The 19,794-nt window shown below is 72.7% G+C and carries 18 protein-coding genes; 7 read left to right on the top strand and 11 right to left on the bottom strand.

Going from position 1 to position 19,794, the window contains the following annotated elements; all coding sequences use genetic code 11:
- Positions 1-61: 61 nt before the first annotated feature.
- From FFS51_RS10695 to FFS51_RS10720, 6 genes are read right to left on the bottom strand one after another with little or no spacing between them, the layout of a single operon-like run.
- Positions 62-829 carry an ABC transporter permease gene (locus FFS51_RS10695; protein ID WP_137878332.1) on the bottom strand — a complete coding sequence of 256 codons (768 nt, stop codon included), beginning with the start codon at positions 827-829 and terminating at the stop codon, positions 62-64.
- Positions 826-1,629 carry an ABC transporter ATP-binding protein gene (locus FFS51_RS10700; protein WP_137878333.1) on the bottom strand — a complete coding sequence of 268 codons (804 nt, stop codon included), beginning with the start codon at positions 1,627-1,629 and terminating at the stop codon, positions 826-828. The genes FFS51_RS10695 and FFS51_RS10700 overlap by 4 nt, the downstream gene beginning before the upstream one ends.
- Positions 1,626-2,495 carry an ABC transporter permease gene (locus tag FFS51_RS10705; RefSeq protein ID WP_249352711.1) on the bottom strand — a complete coding sequence of 290 codons (870 nt, stop codon included), beginning with the start codon at positions 2,493-2,495 and terminating at the stop codon, positions 1,626-1,628. Before FFS51_RS10705 ends, FFS51_RS10700 begins: the two co-directional genes overlap by 4 nt.
- On the bottom strand, positions 2,495-3,511 hold the full coding sequence (locus tag FFS51_RS10710) for a TIGR03842 family LLM class F420-dependent oxidoreductase (RefSeq protein WP_137878335.1): 1,017 nt from the start codon (positions 3,509-3,511) through the stop codon (positions 2,495-2,497). The genes FFS51_RS10705 and FFS51_RS10710 overlap by 1 nt, the downstream gene beginning before the upstream one ends.
- Before the next feature lie 11 nt (positions 3,512-3,522).
- A complete protein-coding gene (hydA, locus tag FFS51_RS10715) occupies positions 3,523-4,959 on the bottom strand; it encodes a dihydropyrimidinase (RefSeq protein ID WP_137878336.1) in 1,437 nt (478 codons plus the stop codon).
- Between the two features lie 44 nt (positions 4,960-5,003).
- Positions 5,004-5,852, bottom strand: a complete 849-nt coding sequence (locus FFS51_RS10720; RefSeq protein WP_056518774.1) for a nitrilase-related carbon-nitrogen hydrolase — start codon at positions 5,850-5,852, stop codon at positions 5,004-5,006.
- Between the two features lie 166 nt (positions 5,853-6,018).
- Between FFS51_RS10720 and FFS51_RS10725 the strand changes: the two genes are divergently transcribed.
- The 5 genes from FFS51_RS10725 to FFS51_RS10745 all read left to right on the top strand — a co-directional run bounded on the left by FFS51_RS10725 (position 6,019) and on the right by FFS51_RS10745 (position 11,810).
- Positions 6,019-7,365 carry an aminotransferase class I/II-fold pyridoxal phosphate-dependent enzyme gene (locus FFS51_RS10725; protein WP_137878337.1) on the top strand — a complete coding sequence of 449 codons (1,347 nt, stop codon included), beginning with the start codon at positions 6,019-6,021 and terminating at the stop codon, positions 7,363-7,365.
- Between the two features lie 290 nt (positions 7,366-7,655).
- Complete coding sequence (locus FFS51_RS10730; RefSeq protein WP_137878338.1) at positions 7,656-8,837, top strand: sensor histidine kinase; 1,182 nt, start codon at positions 7,656-7,658, stop codon at positions 8,835-8,837.
- Positions 8,834-9,472, top strand: a complete 639-nt coding sequence (locus FFS51_RS10735) for a response regulator (RefSeq protein WP_137878339.1) — start codon at positions 8,834-8,836, stop codon at positions 9,470-9,472. The genes FFS51_RS10730 and FFS51_RS10735 overlap by 4 nt, the downstream gene beginning before the upstream one ends.
- Positions 9,473-9,582: 110 nt before the next feature.
- Positions 9,583-10,359 carry an ABC transporter ATP-binding protein gene (locus FFS51_RS10740; protein ID WP_045247433.1) on the top strand — a complete coding sequence of 259 codons (777 nt, stop codon included), beginning with the start codon at positions 9,583-9,585 and terminating at the stop codon, positions 10,357-10,359.
- Positions 10,356-11,810, top strand: coding sequence for an FtsX-like permease family protein (locus FFS51_RS10745; protein WP_056208332.1), 1,455 nt, complete (start codon positions 10,356-10,358; stop codon positions 11,808-11,810). The genes FFS51_RS10740 and FFS51_RS10745 overlap by 4 nt, the downstream gene beginning before the upstream one ends.
- Positions 11,811-12,203: 393 nt before the next feature.
- On the opposite strand, the gene FFS51_RS10750 is transcribed toward FFS51_RS10745, so the two are convergent.
- Positions 12,204-12,692, bottom strand: coding sequence for a hypothetical protein (locus FFS51_RS10750; RefSeq protein WP_137878340.1), 489 nt, complete (start codon positions 12,690-12,692; stop codon positions 12,204-12,206).
- A gap of 53 nt (positions 12,693-12,745) precedes the next feature.
- Here FFS51_RS10750 and FFS51_RS10755 point away from each other — a divergent pair, with 53 nt between their 5' ends.
- Positions 12,746-13,366, top strand: coding sequence for a 2-phosphosulfolactate phosphatase (locus FFS51_RS10755; RefSeq protein WP_056208339.1), 621 nt, complete (start codon positions 12,746-12,748; stop codon positions 13,364-13,366).
- 90 nt (positions 13,367-13,456) lie between these two features.
- Here the strand turns inward: FFS51_RS10755 and FFS51_RS10760 are convergent, their stop codons facing one another.
- Together FFS51_RS10760 and FFS51_RS10765 are read right to left on the bottom strand one after the other, a co-directional pair.
- The gene (locus tag FFS51_RS10760) at positions 13,457-13,945 is read right to left on the bottom strand and encodes a SprT-like domain-containing protein (protein WP_045247436.1); all 489 of its coding nucleotides are present in this window, start codon (positions 13,943-13,945) and stop codon (positions 13,457-13,459) included.
- A 29-nt stretch (positions 13,946-13,974) separates the two neighbouring features.
- Positions 13,975-14,508, bottom strand: coding sequence for a hypothetical protein (locus FFS51_RS10765; RefSeq protein ID WP_137878341.1), 534 nt, complete (start codon positions 14,506-14,508; stop codon positions 13,975-13,977).
- A gap of 101 nt (positions 14,509-14,609) precedes the next feature.
- Between FFS51_RS10765 and FFS51_RS10770 the strand changes: the two genes are divergently transcribed.
- Positions 14,610-17,777: an ATP-binding protein gene (locus FFS51_RS10770; protein WP_137878342.1), complete on the top strand. Its 3,168-nt coding sequence runs from the start codon at positions 14,610-14,612 to the stop codon at positions 17,775-17,777.
- A gap of 90 nt (positions 17,778-17,867) precedes the next feature.
- On the opposite strand, the gene FFS51_RS10775 is transcribed toward FFS51_RS10770, so the two are convergent.
- Both FFS51_RS10775 and FFS51_RS10780 read right to left on the bottom strand, forming a co-directional pair.
- The gene (locus FFS51_RS10775) at positions 17,868-18,692 is read right to left on the bottom strand and encodes an ABC transporter permease (protein WP_045247438.1); all 825 of its coding nucleotides are present in this window, start codon (positions 18,690-18,692) and stop codon (positions 17,868-17,870) included.
- Positions 18,689-19,690, bottom strand: a complete 1,002-nt coding sequence (locus FFS51_RS10780; RefSeq protein ID WP_045247439.1) for a daunorubicin resistance protein DrrA family ABC transporter ATP-binding protein — start codon at positions 19,688-19,690, stop codon at positions 18,689-18,691. Before FFS51_RS10780 ends, FFS51_RS10775 begins: the two co-directional genes overlap by 4 nt.
- Positions 19,691-19,794 lie beyond the last annotated feature (104 nt).

A 19,794-nucleotide genomic window follows, 5' to 3' on the forward strand; every position in this document is an offset into this window, starting at 1 on the left:
TTCGGGTGTCCGTCGCGTGCTGCACGACGAAGACGGACGGATGCCGCGGCCCGGGGCCGCGTCATCCGGTGGGTCTCAGGCGCGCCAGCGCGAGGGTCTCGAGCAGGGCGGTGGCGCAGTAGAACACGAGTCCGGTGACGATCGCGCCGAGCACGAACGCCCACGCCAGCGCGTAGTTGCTCGACGAGACCGCCGAGGTGATCGCCTTGCCGAGCCCTGAGACGGGCCCGCCGAAGTACTCGGCGACGAGGGCCGAGATCACCGCGAGCGACGAGGCGATGCGCACACCCGTGAACAGGAACGGCACCGCACCCGGCACCGTCACGGTGCGTGCCGTCTGCCAGCGCCCCGCCGCGTAGGAGCGCAGCAGGTCACGGTGCAGCGGGTCGACGGTGCGCAGCCCCCGCAGGGTGTTGACGTAGACGGGCACGAGCACGGCGATCGCCGCGATCATCTGGCGGCCGGTCTCGACGCTCGCCCCGAACATCGCGTAGAACACCGGTGCGAGAGCGACGATCGGGATGACCGACAGCGCCGTCACGACCGGGGCGCTCAGCTCGTCGAGCGGGCGCCACGCCGCGGCGAGCACCGCCAGCACGACTGCGACGAGCGTGCCGACGACGAGGCCCACGAATGCGTTCGCGGCCGTGCCGAGACTCGCCTGCACGATGACGCCCGCGCTCGCCGCGAACTGGCCCGCGATCGTGAACGGTGCCGGCAGAGCCGAGCCTTTCGCGGGGAACGCCGTCACCAGCAGCTGCCAGACGAGCACCACGGCGATCCCGAAGACGATCGGGGCGAGCACGGTGCGCAGGCGCAGGGCGGTCATCGGTTCTCGACGCCCTTCGCCCCCGCCGAGGGGGACCCGTGCAGGGCCTCGCGCACCGCGCTGACGCGCTCGAAGAACGCCTCGTCCTCGCGCAGCTCCTCGGTGCGCTCACCGCGCAGATCCATCGTCAGGATCTCGCGGATGCGGCCTGGCCGCGGCGACATCACCACGACCCGGTCCGAGAGGAACACCGCCTCGGGGATCGAGTGGGTCACGAACACGACCGCGGCGCCCGTCTCCGCGCAGATGCGGGCGAGCTCGGTCTGCATCGTCTCGCGCGTCATCTCGTCGAGCGCACCGAACGGCTCGTCCATGAGCAGCAGCCGCGGCTTCTCGGCGAACGCGCGCGCGATCGCGACGCGCTGCTGCATCCCGCCCGAGAGCTGGTCGGGGTGCCGGTCGGCGAAGTCGCCGAGGCCCACCAGCTCGATCAGCTCGTCGGCGCGCGTGCGGCGCTCGGCGCGCGGCATCCCGTGCAGCTCCATCGGCAGCTCGATGTTGCCCCGCACCGTGCGCCACGGCAGCAGCGCGGCCTTCTGGAACGCGATGCCGTAGTCCTGGTCGAGGCGTGCCCGCGGCGCCGTCTTGCCGAACACCGTCAGCTCGCCCGCGGTCGGGGTGTCGAGGTCGGCGATCAGACGCATGAGCGTCGACTTGCCGCATCCGCTCGGACCGATCAGCGAGACGAACTCGCCGGCCGCCACCTCGAGGTCGATGCCCGAGAGGGCGTCGACCGTGCGTCCGCGTCCGGTGCGGAAGGTCTTGTCGACCCCGCGCACGTGCACCGCGATCTCGGTCATGCCGACACCTCGTTTCGTCGGTAGCGCCGCAGCGCCAGGGAGAGGAGGGCGACCAGGCCTGCGGCTGCGAGGCCCATCAGCACGGCGCCGAAGATCGGTGACCACTGCTTGGCCGGGTCGGCGCTGCCCGATGCCGCGAACTCGACGATCGCGCGGCCGATGCCGCCGCGCAGTCCGATCGACACCTCGGCGACGATGGTGCCCACCACCGCATTGACCGCGGCCAGACGCAGGGCCGGGAGGAGGAACGGGATGCTGGCGGGCACCCGCACCGCGAGGAACGTGCGCCACCACCCCACCCCGTAGGCACGCATCAGGTCGAGGTGCTCGGCGGTCGGCGACCCGAAGCCGCGCAGCGCCCCGATCGACACGGGGAAGAAGGCGAGGTAGCTCGCGATGAGCGCGACCGACATCCAGTCCTGCCACTCGAATCCGCCGGTCGAGAGCTGCGTGCCGATGCGTCGCACGAGCGGTGCGAGCGCGATGAGCGGAACGGTCTGGCTGAGCACGACCCACGGCAGGAGCGCCGACTGCGCGGTGCGGAAGCGCTGCATGACGATCGCGATCGCGATGCCGACCACGACACCCACGAGCCATCCGACGACGGCGATGCCGAAGCTGAACGACGCCGCCCGCAGCGTCGCGAGCCACAGAGCGGGCGAACCGGCAGCCCGCGTGACCGGCGACAGGGTCCGGTCGAGCATCGCGCCCAGGTGAGGCATCGCCAGGTCGGAGGTGCGCGGAAGCACCGTGATCCCCGCGATCACCACGCCGGTGTCGGGGGCGAGGGCCTTGTAGACCTCCCATGCGACGCCCACGAGCACCACCCCGGCGATACCGAGGAGGATCGGGCGCAGGCGGCGCATCATCGCTTCGCGGTCACCTGGTCGGCGAGGGCGGGGATGACGGTCTCGCCGTACACCCGCATCGTCTCCTCCTTGTTGTCGTGCTGGAGGTAGCCCGCGAACTGCGTCACCCCGATGGCCCGCAGCTGCTCGAGCTTGGCGATGTGGTCCTCCGCGGTACCGAGCAGGCAGAAACGGTCGACGATCTCGTCGGGCACGAAGTCGACGTGGTCGTTGTGCGCGCGGCCGTGCGAGTTGTAGTCGTAGCCTGTGCGTCCGGCGATGTAGTCCGTGAGCGCCGCCGGAACGTCGCCCGCAGTGCCGTACTTCGAGACGATGTCGGCGACGTGGTTGCCCACCATCCCGCCGAACCAGCGGCACTGATCGCGCATGTGCTCCCAGTCGTCGCCGATGTACATCGGCGCCGCGACGCAGAAGGCGATCGACTCGGGGTCGCGGCCGGCGGCGGCCGCGGCATCCTTCACGACCTTGATCATCCAGGCCGCGATGTCGACGTCCGCCAGCTGCAGGATGAAGCCGTCGCCCACCTCGCCGGTGAGCTTCAGCGCCATCGGGCCGTAGGCCGCGACCCAGACGTCGAGCTCCGAGCCGCGACTCCAGGGGAACTGCAGGGTGGCGCCCTTGTACTCGACCGGGCGGGAGTTCGCGAGCTCGCGGATCACGTGGATCGACTCGCGCAGCTCCGACATGGTCACCGGCTTGCCGTTCGTGACCCGCACCGCCGAGTCGCCGCGGCCGATGCCGCAGATCGTGCGGTTGCCGTACATCTCGTTCAGGGTCGCGAACACGCTCGCGGTGACGGTCCAGTCGCGGGTGGCGGGGTTGGTGACGAACGGGCCGACGACGATGCGCTTGGTCGCGTTCAGGATCGCCGAGTGGATGACGTACGGCTCCTGCCAGAGCAGGTGCGAGTCGAAGGTCCACAGGTGGGAGAAGCCGTGCGCCTCGGCGAGCTGTGCGAGCTGCACCGTGCGGGCGGCGGGCGGGTTGGTCTGCAGGACGACGCCGAAATCCATGTGCCGCCCCCTCAGACCAGGTACTGGCTCAGGCCGCGCTTGATGTAGCGCCCGTCGCCCTTGCTGCCGAGGTAGGAGCCGCCGTCGACGACGACCTTGCCGCGGGAGACGACCGTGTCGACGTGTCCGTCGATCTCGAACCCCTCCCAGGCCGAGTAGTCCATGTTCATGTGGTGGGTCTTCCCCACCCCGATCGAGGTGTGGCCGTTCGGGTCGTAGACCACGACATCGCCGTCGGCGCCGGGCTGGATGACGCCCTTCTTGCCGTACATGCCGAACATGCGCGCCGGTGTGGTGCTGGTGAGCTCGACCCAGCGGGGGAGGGTGATCTGACCCGACACGACCCCCTGGTACATGAGGTCCATGCGGTGCTCGACCGATCCGATCCCGTTGGGGATCTTCGCGAAGTTGCCGATGCCCATGTCCTTCTGGTCCTTCATGCAGAACGGGCAGTGGTCGGTCGAGACCATCTGGATGTCGTTCGTGCGCAGGCTCTGCCACATGTGGTGCTGGTGACCCTCGTGCTTCGAGCGCAGCGGAGTCGAGCACACCCACTTCGCGCCCTCGAAGTCGCCCCACTCCTCGCTGACGGCGCCGAGCTGGTCCTCGAGCGAGAGGTAGAGGTACTGCGGGCAGGTCTCGCCGAACACGTTGAGGCCGCGGTCGCGGGCGGCGGCGATCTGCTCGACGGCCTGCTTGGCGCTCACGTGCACGACGTACAGCGGCGCACCGGTCAGGTCGGCGATCATGATCGCGCGGTGGGTGGCCTCCTCCTCGGCCTGCCACGGCCGGCTGATGCCGTGGTAGTACGGGGTGGTCTTCCCGGCCTCGAGCGCCTGCTGCACGAGCACGTCGATGATCGCGCCGTTCTCGGCGTGCATCATCATCATCGCGCCGTTGTCGGCGCCCTTCTGGAACGCCCGCAGGATCTGCCCGTCGTCCGAGAGGAAGACGCCCTTGTAGGCCATGAAGAGCTTGAAGGATGTCACGCCCTCGGTGATCAGCTCGTCCATCGCGGTCAGCGACGAGTCCTGCACGTCGGAGAGGATCTGGTGGAACCCGTAGTCGATCGCGCAGTTGCCGGCGGCCTTCTCGTGCCACGCGTGGTACTGCTCGAGGATGTTCTGCCCGGGGTACTGCACGACGAAGTCGACGATGCTCGTCGTGCCGCCGATCGCGGCGGCACGGGTGCCGGTCTCGAAGGTGTCGCTGGCGAAGGTGCCGCCGAAGGGCATCTCCATGTGGGTGTGGGCGTCGATGCCGCCGGGGATGACGTACTTGCCGGTCGCGTCGACGACGGTGTCGACCGAGCGGGCGAGCTCGTGCCCGAGCAGTGTCGAGCCGGGCGCGAGCACCGCGACGATGGTCTCGCCGTCGATGAGCACGTCGGCGTCGCCCGTGCCGGTCGCGTTGACGACGGTGCCGCCGGTGATGAGGGTCGTGGCCATGGGTCGCTCCTGTCGAATCGGATGCCGCTGCGCGCCGGTCGGGCTCAGGGAGCCGTGATCTCGTCGTAGGTGTCGGGGCGGCGGTCGCGGAAGAACTGCCAGTCGTCGCGCATCTCCTGCACGAGGTCCATGTCGAGGTCGCGGATGAGGATCTCCTCGGACTCGCCCGAGCCGAGCGCGCCGACGTAGTTGCCGCGCGGGTCGACGATCTGGCTGGTGCCGTAGAAGGTGACCGCCTCGTCGCCGTATTCGTTGTCCTCGCGGCCGACGCGGTTGGGGGCGAGCACGAAGTAGCCGTTCGCGACCGCCGCGGCGGGCTGCTCGATCTCCCAGAGGCGGTTCGAGAGGCCGGGCTTGGTGGCGTTGGGGTTGAAGGCGAGGTGGGCGCCGTTGAGGCCGAGCTCGCGCCAGCCCTCGGGGAAGTGCCGGTCGTAGCAGATCACCACGCCGACCTTGCCGACGGCGGTGTCGAAGACCGGGTAGCCGAGGTTGCCCGGACGGAAGTAGAACTTCTCCCAGAACTTCTCGACGTGGGGGATGTGGTTCTTGCGGTACTTGCCGACGATGGTGCCGTCGGCGTCGACGACGACGGCGGTGTTGTAGTAGACGCCGGTCTGCTCCTCCTCGTAGATCGGGAGGATCATGACCATGCTCAGCTCCTTGGCGAGCGCGGCGAAGCGCTGCACGATGGGGCCGTCGGCGGGCTCCGCGTACCGGTAGTACTTCTTGTCCTGCGTGATGCCGAAGTAGGGGCCGTAGAAGAGCTCTTGGAAGCAGATGACCTGCGCTCCCTGGGCCGCGGCATCCCGGGCGAACTGCTCGTGCTTGTCGAGCATCGATGCCTTGTCGCCCGTCCAGGTGGTCTGCGTGATGGCCGCGCGTACCGTCGTCATGTTCGCCTCCGTCGACGTCTGTGCACCCGCGCAGCGATCACCGCTGACGGGTGCGACGGACGCGCCGGCGGGGTCATCCCGTTCTGTTACTGTTCTGCTTGAACATTTCTCTTCGGTTTCCCGCTGTGACGCATCCGTAAATCTCGTGCGCCGGGAAGGACATCGGATGCCGCGCCTCGCCGCCCTCGCGAACCTCGCCGAGCGCACGCCGCGCGCGATCGCCGCAGAGATCGCCCGCCTGGTCACGGAGGGTGCTCTCGCCCCGGGCGAGCGGCTGCCGACGGTGCGCGAGGTGGCATCGGATCTCGGAGTGTCGGCCGGCACGGTGAGCGCCGCATGGCACGCGCTCTCGGGCGCAGGGGTCATCGTCTCGCGCGGGCGGGCGGGCTCGTTCGTGCGGGTCGACCGCGCCGGCTGGCTGAGCCCCCGGGTGCAGGATCTCGCCGCTGCGCCCCTCGAGACGCGGCTCGACCTCTCGCTCGGCACGCCCGATCCCGCCCTGCTGCCGCCGCTCGAGGCGGCGTTCTCGCGGGTGTCGCCCCGAGCCGACACCGGCCGCTACCACGACCTGCCGGTGCTGCCCGAGCTCGGTGCCCTCTTCGCCGAGACCTGGCCGTCGCCCGCCGAGACGATCACCGTCGTCGATGGGGCGCTGGACGGCATCGCCCGCACCCTCGAGCAGGTCGTGCGCTTCGGGGACCGGGTCGCCGTCGAGTCGCCCGGGTTCCCGTACTTCTTCGATCTGCTCGAGGCGCTGGGCGCCGAGGCGGTCCCGCTCGAGCTCGATGCCCTGGGCGTCACGCCGGCGTCGCTGCAGCGCGCACTCGTGCGGCGACCGAGCGCGGTCATCCTGCAGCCACGGGCCCAGAACCCCACCGGCGCGTCGATGGACGCCGAACGTGCCCGCGCGCTCGCGCGCGTGATGCGCGCCGCTCCCGGCGGCGACCGCGTCGTCGTGATCGAGGACGACCACTCCGGTCTCATCTGCTCAGCGCCCGATGTGACCCTCGCCCGGTGGATCCCGGGTCAGGTCGTGCACGTGCGCAGCTTCTCGAAGTCGCACGGGCCCGACCTGCGCATCGCCGCGCTCGGCGGGCCGGCGCACATCGTCGAGCGGGTGGTCTCGCGACGCATGCTCGGCCCGGGGTGGACGTCGCGGCTGCTGCAGACGGTGCTGCTCGGCCTCCTCACCGACGACGGCGCCGTCGCGCGCGTGCGCACCGCCCGTCTCGTCTACCGCGACCGGGTCGACCGCCTCGCGGTCGCGCTGCGCAAACGCGGCATCGACGTCGGCGACCCCGACGGAATCAACCTCTGGCTCCCCGTCGTCTCCGAGCGCGCGGCCCTCGTGAGGCTGGCCGCCGCGGGCATCGCGGTGGCGGCCGGGTCGCCGTTCGTGATGGGCGAGCCGCCCGAGGCGCACGTGCGGGTGACGGCCGGGCTCGCGGCATCCAATGTGCTCGGCATCGCCGACGCGCTCGCTGACGCGGCCGTCGCCCCGCCGCTCACCTGACCGGCGCGCGGCGGGTGGGATGGGAGCCGCCGCGCGCCCGTCGGTGGTTCCCACCCCACCCGCCGCGCGCCTGTCGGTGGTTCCCACCCCACGCGCCGCGCGCACCGTCGGAACTATTGGCCGCCACGCCGTGCTGTGGCATCCGCCTGCGGCGTGTCAGGCAGAAGTTCCGACAGTGCGCGGCGAGTCGGCGGGCGACGCGGAGGCGGGTGCGCTGCGACGACAACCGCCGCACCCGAATACACCCCGAGACGGATGCCGCGTCCGGCCGCCTCCCGTAGCGTGAGACGGTGTTCCGACCCCTGACCCGCCCGCAACTGGCGTTCGACCTCGTGCTCGCCGCGGGGTTCGCGCTGCTCCTGGTGCTGCCGGAGCTCACGCCGTACTGGTTCGGCACGGTCGGATTCGGGCCGGCGCAGCCCGTCGTCGGACTCGTCTTCGCTGCCGCCGTCGCCGCGCGCCGCTGGTCGCCGGCGCTCGCGCTGGGGCTCGCGTGGCTCGCCGCGATCGGACAGATGGTCGCCCTGCTGACCCCGCGCCCGAGCAATCTCGGCGCCCTGATCGTGCTGTACGCCGTAGCGGCGTACGGCTCCCGGCGGATGTCCCGTCTCGCCCTCGCCTCCGCCGTCGGCGGGGCGGCCATCGCGACCGCGTACCTGTCGATCTTCCAGGGCGTGTGGGGGCTGGCCGCCGCGACGAACCGCTTCTCGTTCCCGCTCGAGCGAGTCGTGATCGTCGGCTTCGTGTTCGCCTTGATCCTGTTCGCGCTGCTGCTGTCGTGGACGGCCGGAGCCCTCGTGCGCTCGATCCGGGTCTCCCGCGAGACCCGGGAGGCCCAGCGCCGCGCCGAGGCGGAGGCGGCGGCCGAGCAGGAGCGGGTGCGCATCGCCCGCGACATGCACGACATCGTCGGCCACTCGCTGGCGGTCGTGATCGCCCAGGCCGACGGGGCGCGGTACGCCGCGGCATCCGACCCCGAGGCGACGACCGCGGCCCTCGCGACGATCGCGTCGACGGCCCGCGCCGCGCTCACCGACGTGCGCCTGCTGCTCGAGCAGCTGCGGCACAGCCAAGGCGCCGGCCCGCAGCCCGGACTCGCCGACCTCGATGCGCTGTTCGCGCAGGTGCACGGGGCGGGCATCGACCTGCGGGTGGAGGTGCGTCCGCCGCTCGCCGATCCGCCGGCACCGCTGCAGCTGGCGGTCTACCGCATCGTGCAGGAGGCTCTCACGAACGCCCTCCGCCACGGCGACGGCGGCGCGGTGGGCGTGCGGGTCGCGTGGAGCGAGGAAGCCGTGTCGGTCGAGGTGCGCAACGGCGTGCGCCCGGGCGGTGAGCAGGGCGCCCCGGCGCCGGGCCACGGCATCATCGGCATGACCGAGCGCGCCCACCTCGTCGGCGGATCGCTCGGCGCGGCGCCCCGCGGCGACGAGTTCGTCGTCGTGGCGGTTCTCCCGCGGGGCCTCGCGTGATCCGGGTGGTGCTGGTCGACGACCAGGCGCTGTTCCGCGCGGGCATCCGCATGGTGCTCGACTCGCAGCCCGACATCGAGGTGGTCGGCGAGGCGGGCGACGGGCGCGAGGGCGTCGCGGTCGCGCGGGCGATGCGCCCCGACATCGTGCTGATGGACATCCGCATGCCCGTCCTCGACGGCATCGCCGCGACGGCGGAGCTACTGGGCGATGACGACCCGCCCCGCGTCGTCATGCTCACCACGTTCGACCTCGACGAGGCCGCCGCGCGCGCGATCCGGGAGGGCGCGAGCGGCTTCCTGCTCAAGGACGCCGAGCCCGAGTTCCTCCTCGCCGCGGTGCGCACGGTGCACGCGGGGTCTGCGGTGATCGCGGCATCCGCGACCCGCGAGCTGTTCGCATCGATGACGGATGCCGCACCCCGCCCGGCGCCCGCGGCCTTCGCCGCCCTCACCGAGCGCGAGCGGGAGATCTTCGCGCTCGCCGCGCGCGGGCTCTCCAACGCCGAGATCGCGACGGGAGAGTTCCTGTCGGAGGCCACGGTCAAGACCCACGTCAGCCGCATCCTCACGAAGCTCGGCCTGCGCGACCGCGTGCAGCTCGTCGTGTTCGCGTACGAGCACGGGCTCGCCTGACGCGCACCGGCACGCGGCGACGCGCGCCGCGCGAGGTCATCCTCCGGGATGACCCCGATGCGACCCGCGGGCGACGCGGCATACGGGTGCGTCTTCGTAGCGTCGACGACATGGATGACTCGACCACCCCGCCCCCGCCCGCCGCGCGCGTCGCGCACCTCACCAAGACCTACGGCTCGACCGACAACCCGGTGCGCGCCCTCGACGACGTCTCGCTCTCGATCGGGCGCGGCGAGTTCACCGCGATCATGGGCCCGTCGGGGTCGGGAAAGTCCACGCTCATGCACGTGATGGCGGCGCTCGACGCTCCGACGTCGGGCCGGGTGTGGCTGGGGGAGACGGAGATCACCGGTCTCGGCGACACCGAGCTGACGCTGCTGCGCCGTCGTCGCATCGGCTTCGTCTTCCAGGCGTTCAACCTGGTGCCCACCCTCGACGTGCGTGGAAACATCGCCCTGCCGATCGAGCTCGACGGGCGTGCGCCGACCGCGCTCGAGCGGGCACGCATCGACGGGCTCGTCGAGTCGCTCGGTCTCGCGAATCGGCTCACCCATCGCCCGCACGAGCTCTCCGGCGGCCAGCAGCAGCGCGTCGCGATCGCCCGCGCCCTCGCCACCGCGCCCGACCTCGTGTTCGCGGACGAGCCGACCGGCAACCTCGACTCCCGTTCGGGCGCCGAGGTGCTGCGCCTGCTGCAGACGGCGTCGCGCGAGCACGGACAGTCGATCGCGATGGTCACCCACGACCCGATCGCCGCGAGTCACGCCGACCGCGTCGTACACCTCGCCGACGGTCGCGTCGTCGCCGACACCCGCGGCCAGAGCGCCGAGGAGATCTCGGCGTTCATGACGGCTCGCGAGCTGCGCGCCACTGAGGCCGCGTCATGACCGCGGTGACCGCCGTCGCCTCGCCGCCGCGCGTGCGGATCGGCGGGTTCTCGCTGCGCGAGCGCGGAACCGGCGCCACCGTGCTGATCGCCGCGGTCGCGACCGCGTTCGCCGTCGTGCTGCTGAGCGCGACCGCGTTCCTGTCGGCCTCGATCTCCGCCAACCCGCACGTCGGCGAGTCGCGCACGTTCGCGGTGGTCAGTGGCATCCTCACGAGCCTGCTCGTCGGGGTCGCTGTGTACGTTGCCTCGATCGTCACGGCGAACACGTTCGCGACGGTCGTCGCGGGCCGCGTGCGTCAGATCGCCCTGTTGCGTCTGCTCGGCTCCACCGCCCGCTCCCAGCGCCGCGACGTCGCCCGCCTCGGACTCGTCGCGGGGATCGTCGGCGCCGTCGCGGGGCTCGTCGGTGGCACGGTGCTGTCGTTCGCCGGCGTGTGGGTGCTCGAGAACGCCTACGGCATCGCGGCGCCCGGGCTCGAGCTGATCCGCCCGGTGCTCCTCGTGCCGGCGGCGGTGGTCGCGCTCACCACGTGGGCCGGCGCGTGGGCGGGCTCGCGGCGGGTGCTGCGGGTCACGCCGATGGCCGCGCTCGGACAGGCGGTCGAGGCATCCACTCAGGAGCTGTCGCGCTCGCACGGCCGCACGGTCGCCGCGCTCGTGCTCGGGGCGTCGGGTGTAGGCCTTCTCGCGCTCGGCGTCGTCGTGGGGCTCTCCTCGCCCTATGGCGTGCTCATCGCGTTCCCCGGCGGGCTCCTCTCATTCACCGCCCTCGCCCTGGGCGCGCACCTCGTGATGCCGCCGGTGCTGCGTCTGATCGGTCGCCTCTTCGGCCGGTCGGCCGTCGCCCGCCTCGCCGCAGAGAACGCGCTGCGGCATCCGGAGCGGTCCAGTCGTATGGCGATCGCGCTCGTGATGGGCGTCGCGCTCGTGATGATGTTCGCCGTCGCCGGCTCCAGCGCGATCGGCGTGCTCGTCGCCTCCGCCGGTGGTGAGGCGCCGCCGGAGATGACCGCGGGCTTCACCGGATTCACCACGGTCATGATGGCCCTCGTCGCCGTCTGCGGAGTGATCGCCGCGATCGGCGTCGTCGACCAGCTCGCGCTCGGTGTGCATCAGCGGCGCCGTGAGTTCGCGCTGCTGCGCGCCCTCGGGCTCTCGTCCCGGCAGGTGCGGCTGGTCGTGCTGCTCGAGGCGGTGCACCTCGTGCTCGCGTCGCTCGTCGTCGGCATCGTGCTCGGCACCGCGTACGGCTGGGCGGGGGCGCAGGCCGTGCTCGGGTCGGTCAAGCTGACGCCGGATGCCGCGGCCACCCTGGTCTGGCCGGTGATCCCGCCGATCCCGCTCATCGTGGTGATCGCGGCGACCGTGGTCGTCGCCCTGGTGGCGACGGTCGTGCCGACGCGCATCGCGACCCGCACGAGCCCGGTCGCCGCCCTCGCGCAGGACTGAGCGCGGCGCGCGCACGGCGCTCGGCGCGCGTCGAGGGGGGTCCTCACCCGCCGCTCGGCGCCCCCACCTCGGCGCCCCCACCTCGGGGACAGCTCCGCGCGCCACTCCGCGCCCTCCGCGACCCACTCCGCGCCCTCCGCGCGCCACTCCGCGCCCACCGCGACCCACTCCGCGCCCTCCGCGCGCCACTCCGTGCCCTCCGCGCGCATCGTCGGAACTTCTGGCCGCCACCCCGCGCCGCGGCATCCGTGCTCGGCGCGTCGGTCGGAAGTTCCGACGTTGTGCGGAGGGTGTGTTCGCCCGACGGGCGAACACCTCGGGGTCAGAGGGCGGGTCACACCCCGGGGTCGCACCGCCGGCTGATCCAGGGTCACACCGCGGGTCGGCGCGCGGTCAGAGCTCCGGGTCGTGCGCCCAGGAGGGCGCGAGCGCACGGATGCGCGTCGCCCGCCACTGCCAGGTCGCCCACAGGCCGGGCCAGAGGGCGGGCGCCGCGCGTCCGCCGATGACGAGGCGCTCGCGCCAGAGCGTGCGGCCGGGATCCCCCGGTGCGGCCGAGATCGCCATCTGGTGGTCCCAGACATCGAGCGCCGCGAGCGGCCCGGTGAGCGGGGTGCCCGAGTCCCGCACGATGCGCACCTGACCGTCGGGGCCGTCGACGACGCGATCGGTGATCGCGATGAGCTGCCGCCCGATCGTGATGCCCGCGGCGACCAGGTCGACCGCGGCATCCGTCCCGGGCTCCCAGCGGGTCGGCAGCGGCTCGAGCGGCCGCATCTCGACGAGCGGTCCGTACAGCTCCGCCGCGGCGCGCGGCGAGTGCACGGCGCGCCAGGCGGCATCCGCATCGCAGTCGATCACGAACTTCAGCAGCACGCGCATGCGCCCAGTGTCACACGGGTGGCCGTCCGCGCGGGGCGGCATACGCTGGCAGGATGCCGTCCCCCGCCGATCAGTCCCGCTATCAGGTGCGTGTCGAGTGGGGGGTGGCGGGCCTCGCCCGCCTCGCGCCGGCCGATGTCGTGGTGGTGGTCGACGTGCTGCGCCTGTCGACGACGGTGACGGATGCCGCGGCCCGCGGCGACTCCGCCGCGCTCACCGATCTCGCGGGGCAGTCGGGAGCACCGGTCGCGGTGGCTGCGGCGGCGAGCGGGGCGACGGTGTTCGCGGGGTCGCTGCGCAACCCCGGGGCGGTCGCACGCGCGGTGCTCCACGAGCAGCACCGTCGCGGGCAGCGCACCTCGATCGCGGTGATCGCCGCCGGAGAGCGCGACGGCGACGACGTGCGGTTCGCCGTGGAGGATCTCTTCGGCGCGGGGGCGGTGGTGTCCGCTCTCGGCGATCTCGGTGTCGATCACACGTCGCCCGAGGCGGCCGCGGCGTGCGAGGCGTTCCGCGGGCTTCGACCGGCCCTGCGCCACCTGCTCACCGCGAGCGGCAGCGGCCAGGAGTTGATCGCGGGTGACGCGCGGGCCGACGTGCTCGCCGCCGCCGAGGTCGACGCGGTCGACGCGGTCGCGGTGCTGCGCGACGGCGTGTTCGTCCCGCGTGCCTGAGCGCGCAGCGACGTGTTCGTGCCGCTCGGCTGAGAGCGCGGCGACGTCAGCGACGCCCGCCCCGACCATCGGCGACGCCGCAGACTCCGCTCAGCGGGGCGTCATCGCGGCGCGCCGTTGTGCCGGCGTGATCTCACGCCGCGACCAGACCAGCACGAAGCGCGGGTCGAACCGGGGGGCGCATTTCGCGCACGACGTGGCGCGCACGGCGCGTCGGTGCCGGTAGACGGTGTGCCCGGCCGGGCAGACGCCGACCCACGGCGCGAGCTCTGTCGCGGTCTCGCCGCGGTGGGTCGTGCCGCCGACGTAGCCCAGGTCGTGCGCGATCGCCTTCCAGGCCGGCCCGTGCCCGGCGTCGACGCCCGCGAGGGCGTGCGCGACCTCGTGCAGCAGCGTCTGGTGGTTGGCGTCGTCGTCGAACCGTGCCGCGAGGTAGCGCGAGACGGTGATGCGCTTGCGCGTGTAGTCGCATTGGCCGGCCCGCAACTTCGCGGCATCGAACGCGAACGTCCATCCGTCGTCGAGGTGCAGCCGGATCAGGGCCTCGGCCCAGGTGCGCACTCGATGCAGTTCGGACATGATGGAAGACTAGAACAAAGGTACGACAGTCAGCCGGCGATGCTCGCGGCGGCGCCCGCGCGCATGCGGTCGAGCAGGTCGATGGCGAGCAGCGTCGAGGTGAGCTCCTCCTCGGATGCCCCGGCCTCCCGTCTCAGGAACAGGGTGGCTTTCACATCGGCGCGAGCCCCATCGAGCTCGCCGAGCTCGAGGCGCACCTTGGCGCGGTGCTGGTAGGCGAACGCGGCGATTCGGGCGAGGCCGAGCCCCTCCGCCTCCTCGGCGCACAGGGTGAGCTCCTGGTCGGCGGCGGCGAGCCGACCGCGGAACTGCTGCACCGTCGCGTGCAGGATGCGCGCCCGCAGCAGGTCGCGACGGGTGCCGGCCATGCGGGCCGTGCGCACCGCGACCTCCGCGACCTCACGAGCCTCGTCGAGCTGGTCGGTCACCTTCAGCAGCCAGACGCGCTCGAGCAGCGCGGGCAGGCTCCGCTGGCCGTCGATCTCCGCGAGGCGCTCGCGGCACGCGCGCGGGTCGACGATCTCCCGCAGGGTCTGGTGGTCGTATCCCTGGATGTAGCTCACGACATCGCCTCCCCGTCTTGCGCGGCCCCGCTCCAGTCTGCGGGCTCCCGCGCCCTCGGGAGCCGAGGGCGCGCCGCGACGGCGTGTCCTAGGCTCGCCGTGTGCCGACCTCCGCGCCCCGCGTCCGCGTGCTCGGCCCGGTCGAGGTCGACGCCGTCGACGGTGCGGTGTCGACTCTCGCGGGTCCGACGGCGCGCGCCCTCGTGGCCGCTCTCGCGCTGGCCTCGCCTCCCGGATCGTCGGTCGGCGTCGAGGCGCTCGCCGACGAGGTGTGGGGTGAGGGGCAGCCGCGGCATCCGCGCGCCTCGGTGCAGACCCTCGTTTCACGCATCCGGCAGGTGGCGGGCGTCGAGATCATCCGCAGCGATGCCGCGGGCTACGCGATCGCGCCGGACGCCGTCGATCTGGTGTGCGCACAGGCGCGCCATGACGACGCCGTCGGGTTGCCGCTCACGGATGCCGCGCGCCTGACCGCGCTCGATGACGCTCTCGCGCTCTGGCGGGGCGAGGTGGGCGGGGATCTCGGCGACGCCCCGGCGGCGGACGCGCTGCGCGCGGCATCCGCTCGTCTGCGTGACGCCCTGCGGCGCGAGCGCGCCCGCACGCTCGACGCGACCGGACGCGCCGCCGACGCCGTTCCGGCCTGGCGGGCGCTGCACGACGCGCAGCCCTATGACGACGAGGCGGCGGCGGGGCTCCTCGCCTCGCTGCGGGCCGCCGGCCGCACGTCCGATGCGCTCGCGGTCTTCGCGGCGCACCGGGCGCGCCTGCGCGACGATCTCGGCTCCTCGCCCGGCCCCGCCCTCGTGGCGGCCCACGCGGCGCTGCTGCGCGAGGACGCCCCCGTCGCCGGGCGCGTGCGCATCGGTCTTCGCTCGGCGCCGACGCCGCTCATCGGACGTGACGGCGACCTCGCGGCGGTCGCCACCCTGCTCGCCGAGGCGCGCATCGTGACGATCCTCGGCGCCGGCGGGCTCGGCAAGACCCGGCTCGCGCAGGCGGCGGCCGCGGCATCCGATGCGGACCTCGTCGCCGTCGTGCCGCTCGCGGGCGTGCGCACCGACGAGGATGTGCCGTTCGCGATCGCCGCGGCCCTGGGCATCACCGAGGCGGCGACGAGCGGGAGGCTGTCGGACCAGGCGCCGCGCCCCGACCTGCGCGCCCGCGTGCTCGCGATGATCGGCGAGCGGCACACGCTGGTCGTGCTCGACAACTGCGAACAGATCGTGGCCGGGGCGGCGGCGTGGGTCGCCGATGTCGTGCGGGCGGCGCCGGGGCTGCGCGTGCTCACCACGAGCCGCACGCCGCTCGACGTGTCGGGCGAGGTCGTGCTCGCGCTCGACCCGCTGCCGATCGCCGACGACGTCGATGCCCCCGCGGTGCGTCTGTTCGTCGAGCGCGCTCGCGCGGTGCGCCCGGGTGCGCGGCTCGACCCGGTCGTCGTCGCGCGACTGTGCACCCACCTCGACGGCCTGCCGCTCGCGATCGAGCTCGCCGCGGCGCGCGTGCGCACGATGACCCCCGAGCAGGTCGAGCAACGCCTCGGCGACCGCTTCGCGATCCTCACCACCGGACCCCGCGACGCCCCCGAGCGCCACCGCACCCTCGAGGCCGTGATCGCGTGGAGCTGGGACCTGCTCGACGCCTCCGCCCAGCGGGCGTGGGAGCGCCTGGCCGTCTTCCCCGCCGGCTTCTCCGCGGAGGCCGCCGCGAGCGTGATCGACGCGCCCGGCGCCGACGACGTGCTCGAGCGCCTCGTCTCGCACTCCCTCCTCATCGCCGCCGACGACCCGCAGACGGGTGCGGTGCGGTTCCGCATGCTCGAGACGGTGCGCGAGTTCGGGATGTCGCGCCTCGGCCCCGATGCGCACGACGACGCCCTCGACGCGGTCGCCCGATGGGCGGTCGCCTTCGCGGCCGAGCGTCTCGCGACCGCGTTCGACGAGCGGGTGCATGCCGAGATCTTCGCCGAGCACGACAACCTCGTGAGCGTGACGCGGCGGGCCGCGGCATCCGGTGACGACGCCACGGTCGTGACCGTCTACGCCCTGCTCGTGCAGACCTGGCTGGTGCGCGGGTCGATCACCGAGCTGACCTCCTTCGGCACGGTCGCGATCGAGGCGATGGGCCGGGTTCGCGACGATGCGGTGCCGCCGGATGCCGCGGCGGTGCTGCTCACCGGAACAGCGGCGTTCGCCCTGATCACCACCCGGGTGCCGGCCGCCCGGCCGCTCGCTCGCCTGGCCCTGTTCCGTCGGCGTCGCGCGCCCATCTCGCCGGTGTTCGCGGGGCTCGCCGACGTCATCCTCGCCACCCGCGATCGCGTCTCGTTCGATGCCGCGATCGGGCGGCTGCGGGCCTCGTCGGACCCGTCCGTCGCCGCTCTCGGAGAGCTCGTGCGGGCGCAGGCGACCGAGAACGACGGCGACCACGCCATCGCGCTCGCCGCGTCGCGGCGCGCATGGGACATCGCGACCGCCGGCGGTGTGCGGTGGCTCGCGACGGCGGCCGCGTCGTCGGTGTCGGAGCTGTCGAGCCAGGTCGGTGCCGCCGCCGACGCGCTCGAGTGGTTCGAGCGTGCCGCGGAGGGGTTCCGTGTGTTCGGCGCCGACGAGCAGGTGCGTCAGCAGGGGTGGGTGGTGGCGGGCAACCTCATCGGCCTGGGGCGGTTCGACGAGGCGCGTGCGCGGTTCGCCGCGCTCGTGGAGGCGGCCGAGGTTCCGGGCGCCGACCGCGAGATCGCCTCGATCGGCTGGTTCGGTCTCGCCGAGACCGATCGTGCGGAGGGGGACACCGACCGTTCCGCCGACGAGTTCGCGCGCGCGATCGACACCTTCGTGTCGGGCGATCAGCGCAACTCCCCCTGGTACCTCATCACCTTGGGCGCGGCCCTGTCGGCAGCGTCGATCGACGGCACCGGCACGCCCGAACGGCGGGCGCTGTGGGCGCGGCGGCTGCGGGTGCGCGCGATCGTCAACGCCCGGGTGCGCCCGCAGCTGACCGACCACCCGGTGCTGGGCACCGTGCTGCTGGGGTGGTCGGCGTGGGCGCTCGACCAGCCCGGGCTCGCCGAGGCCGCACTCGCCGCGCTCGCGCTCGCCGAGAGCTGCGGCGTGCGCCAGGACTTCCCGAGCCTGCGTCTCGACGCGCACCTCGCCCGCGCCGAGCGGATAGCGGGGGCCGATGCGGTCGCGCGTGCCCGGTCGGCCGAGCGCGAGAAGCCGCGGGAGGGTCGCGCAGAGCGGTCGTTCACGATCCTGCGCGGCTGAGCGCCGCGCTCTTCTCCCCCGGAGCCTGCGCGTCCGGGGACACGACGAAGGGGGTGGATGCCGCGGCATCCACCCCCTCGCGCCGCCCGATCAGGCCTTGCGCATGTAGGCGCGCACCGTGAGCGGCGCGAACACCGCCACGATCACCGCGGCGCCGAGCAACGACACCCACAGGTCGCCGCTGATGGTGCCCGTGTTGGCGAGGTCGCGCACCGCCGTGACGAGGTGCGAGATCGGGTTGATGTTCGCGAACCAGGCGAGCCAGTCGGGCAGGGTCGAGGTCGGGACGTACGCGTTCGAGAGGAACGTGAGCGGGAAGAGCACCAGCATCGAGATGCCCTGCACGCTCGACGCGGTGCGGGCGATGACGCCGAAGAACGCGAAGATCCAGCTGATCGCCCACGAGCAGACGATCACGAGGATGCCCGACACCACCACGGCGCCGAACCCGCCGCCCGGGCGGTAGCCCATGATGACGCCCATGACGAACACGAGCGTGGTCGCGATCGCGTAGCGCAGCGTGTCGGCCAGCAGCGCGCCCGACAGCGGCGCGATGCGCGCGATCGGCAGCGAGCGGAACCGGTCGAACACGCCCTTGTCCATGTCCTCGCGCAGCTGCGTGCCGGTGACGACCGAGGTCGTGATGACGGTCTGCACGAGGATGCCGGGGATCAGCTGCGGCAGATAGTTCTGCACGTCACCGGCGATCGCGCCGCCGAAGATGTACGCGAACATCAGCGTGAAGATGATCGGCTGGAACGTCACGTCGAACAGCTGCTCGGGCGTGCGGCGGATCTTCACGAGTCCGCGGTAGGCCATCGTGAACGTGTTCGCGAGGGTCTGGCGGAGGCTGGTGTGGTTCTTGAGGGTGCGCTCCGATGCGGGGACGATCGGGGCGGTGCCGAGGGCGGTCATGCAGACACCTCCTGCTTCTGGTCGGCACCGGCGTCGTCGGCATCGGATGCCCCGTGGCCGGTGATGGCGAGGAAGACCTCGTCGAGGGTGGGCTTCTGGACGCTGAGCTCGGCGAGTGCCACGCCGTGCTCGCGCAGGGTCACGAGGAGATCGGTGACGCGGTCGGCGTCGCCCATCGGCGCGGTGATGCGGGCGGACTCGGGCGAGAGCGTCCCGCGCACGCCGAGCACGCGCTCGATCACCTGCAGCGCCTCGCCGGTGTCGTTCGCGTCCGCGAGCCGCAGCTGCAGCGACGACGTGCCGACCGACGCCTTCAGGTCATCGCTCGTGCCTTCGGCGACGACGCGGCCGCGGTCGATCACCGCGATGCGGTCGGCGAGCTGGTCGGCCTCGTCAAGGTACTGGGTGGTCAGGAGCACCGTCGATCCGCTGGCGACCAGGTCGCGGATGGTGTCCCACATCTGGCCGCGCGTGCGCGGGTCGAGTCCGGTGGTGGGCTCGTCGAGGAAGATCAGCGGCGGCTGGGCGATGAGGGATGCCGCGAGGTCGAGCCGCCGGCGCATGCCGCCGGAGAACTTCTTCAGCGGGCGGCGGGCGGCGTCGGTGAGGGCGAAGCGCTCGAGGAGTTCCTCGGACTTGCGCTTCGCGTCGGCCCGGCTGAGGCCGAGGAGGCGCGCGAAGATCATGAGGTTCTCGGTGGCCGACAGGGTCTCGTCGACGGACGCGAACTGGCCCGTCACGCCGATCAGTTGGCGCACGACCTGGGGTTCGCGCACGACGTCATGGCCGAAGATGCGGCCGCTGCCGCCGTCGGGGCGCATCAGGGTCGCGAGCATGTTGATGGTGGTGGTCTTGCCGGCGCCGTTGGGCCCGAGCACGCCGTAGACCGTCCCGGTGCGCACCCGCAGGTCGACGCCGTCGACGGCACGGTTCTGCCCGAAGACCTTCACGAGTCCATCGGCTTCGACCGCCCATTCGGTGGGGGAGGAGTTCGTCATGGCTCCACCCTCGACCTCGCCGCTGTCGCGGCGCTGTCTGGGCGCTGTCTCCCCCGGTCGGGCGGCGACAGCCGGGTGTGGTGGCGGGGCGCGGTTCGCGGGCG

Source organism: Microbacterium sp. 4NA327F11 (assembly GCF_005503465.1).
Taxonomy (GTDB): domain Bacteria; phylum Actinomycetota; class Actinomycetes; order Actinomycetales; family Microbacteriaceae; genus Microbacterium; species Microbacterium ginsengisoli.

Excerpts from the sequence above, each read along its gene's own strand:
- FFS51_RS10780 (WP_045247439.1), bottom strand. The coding sequence starts at position 19,690 with ATGACGAACTCCTCCCCCACCGAATGGGCGGTCGAAGCCGATGGACTC.
- FFS51_RS10700 (WP_137878333.1), bottom strand. The coding sequence starts at position 1,629 with ATGACCGAGATCGCGGTGCACGTGCGCGGGGTCGACAAGACCTTCCGC.
- FFS51_RS10740 (WP_045247433.1), top strand. The coding sequence starts at position 9,583 with ATGGATGACTCGACCACCCCGCCCCCGCCCGCCGCGCGCGTCGCGCAC.
- FFS51_RS10695 (WP_137878332.1), bottom strand. The coding sequence starts at position 829 with ATGACCGCCCTGCGCCTGCGCACCGTGCTCGCCCCGATCGTCTTCGGG.
- FFS51_RS10750 (WP_137878340.1), bottom strand. The coding sequence starts at position 12,692 with ATGCGCGTGCTGCTGAAGTTCGTGATCGACTGCGATGCGGATGCCGCC.
- FFS51_RS10720 (WP_056518774.1), bottom strand. The coding sequence starts at position 5,852 with ATGACGACGGTACGCGCGGCCATCACGCAGACCACCTGGACGGGCGAC.
- FFS51_RS10725 (WP_137878337.1), top strand. The coding sequence starts at position 6,019 with ATGCCGCGCCTCGCCGCCCTCGCGAACCTCGCCGAGCGCACGCCGCGC.
- FFS51_RS10755 (WP_056208339.1), top strand. The coding sequence starts at position 12,746 with ATGCCGTCCCCCGCCGATCAGTCCCGCTATCAGGTGCGTGTCGAGTGG.
- hydA (WP_137878336.1), bottom strand. The coding sequence starts at position 4,959 with ATGGCCACGACCCTCATCACCGGCGGCACCGTCGTCAACGCGACCGGC.
- FFS51_RS10775 (WP_045247438.1), bottom strand. The coding sequence starts at position 18,692 with ATGACCGCCCTCGGCACCGCCCCGATCGTCCCCGCATCGGAGCGCACC.
- FFS51_RS10705 (WP_249352711.1), bottom strand. The coding sequence starts at position 2,495 with ATGCGCCGCCTGCGCCCGATCCTCCTCGGTATCGCCGGGGTGGTGCTC.
- FFS51_RS10760 (WP_045247436.1), bottom strand. The coding sequence starts at position 13,945 with ATGTCCGAACTGCATCGAGTGCGCACCTGGGCCGAGGCCCTGATCCGG.
- FFS51_RS10745 (WP_056208332.1), top strand. The coding sequence starts at position 10,356 with ATGACCGCGGTGACCGCCGTCGCCTCGCCGCCGCGCGTGCGGATCGGC.
- FFS51_RS10710 (WP_137878335.1), bottom strand. The coding sequence starts at position 3,511 with ATGGATTTCGGCGTCGTCCTGCAGACCAACCCGCCCGCCGCCCGCACG.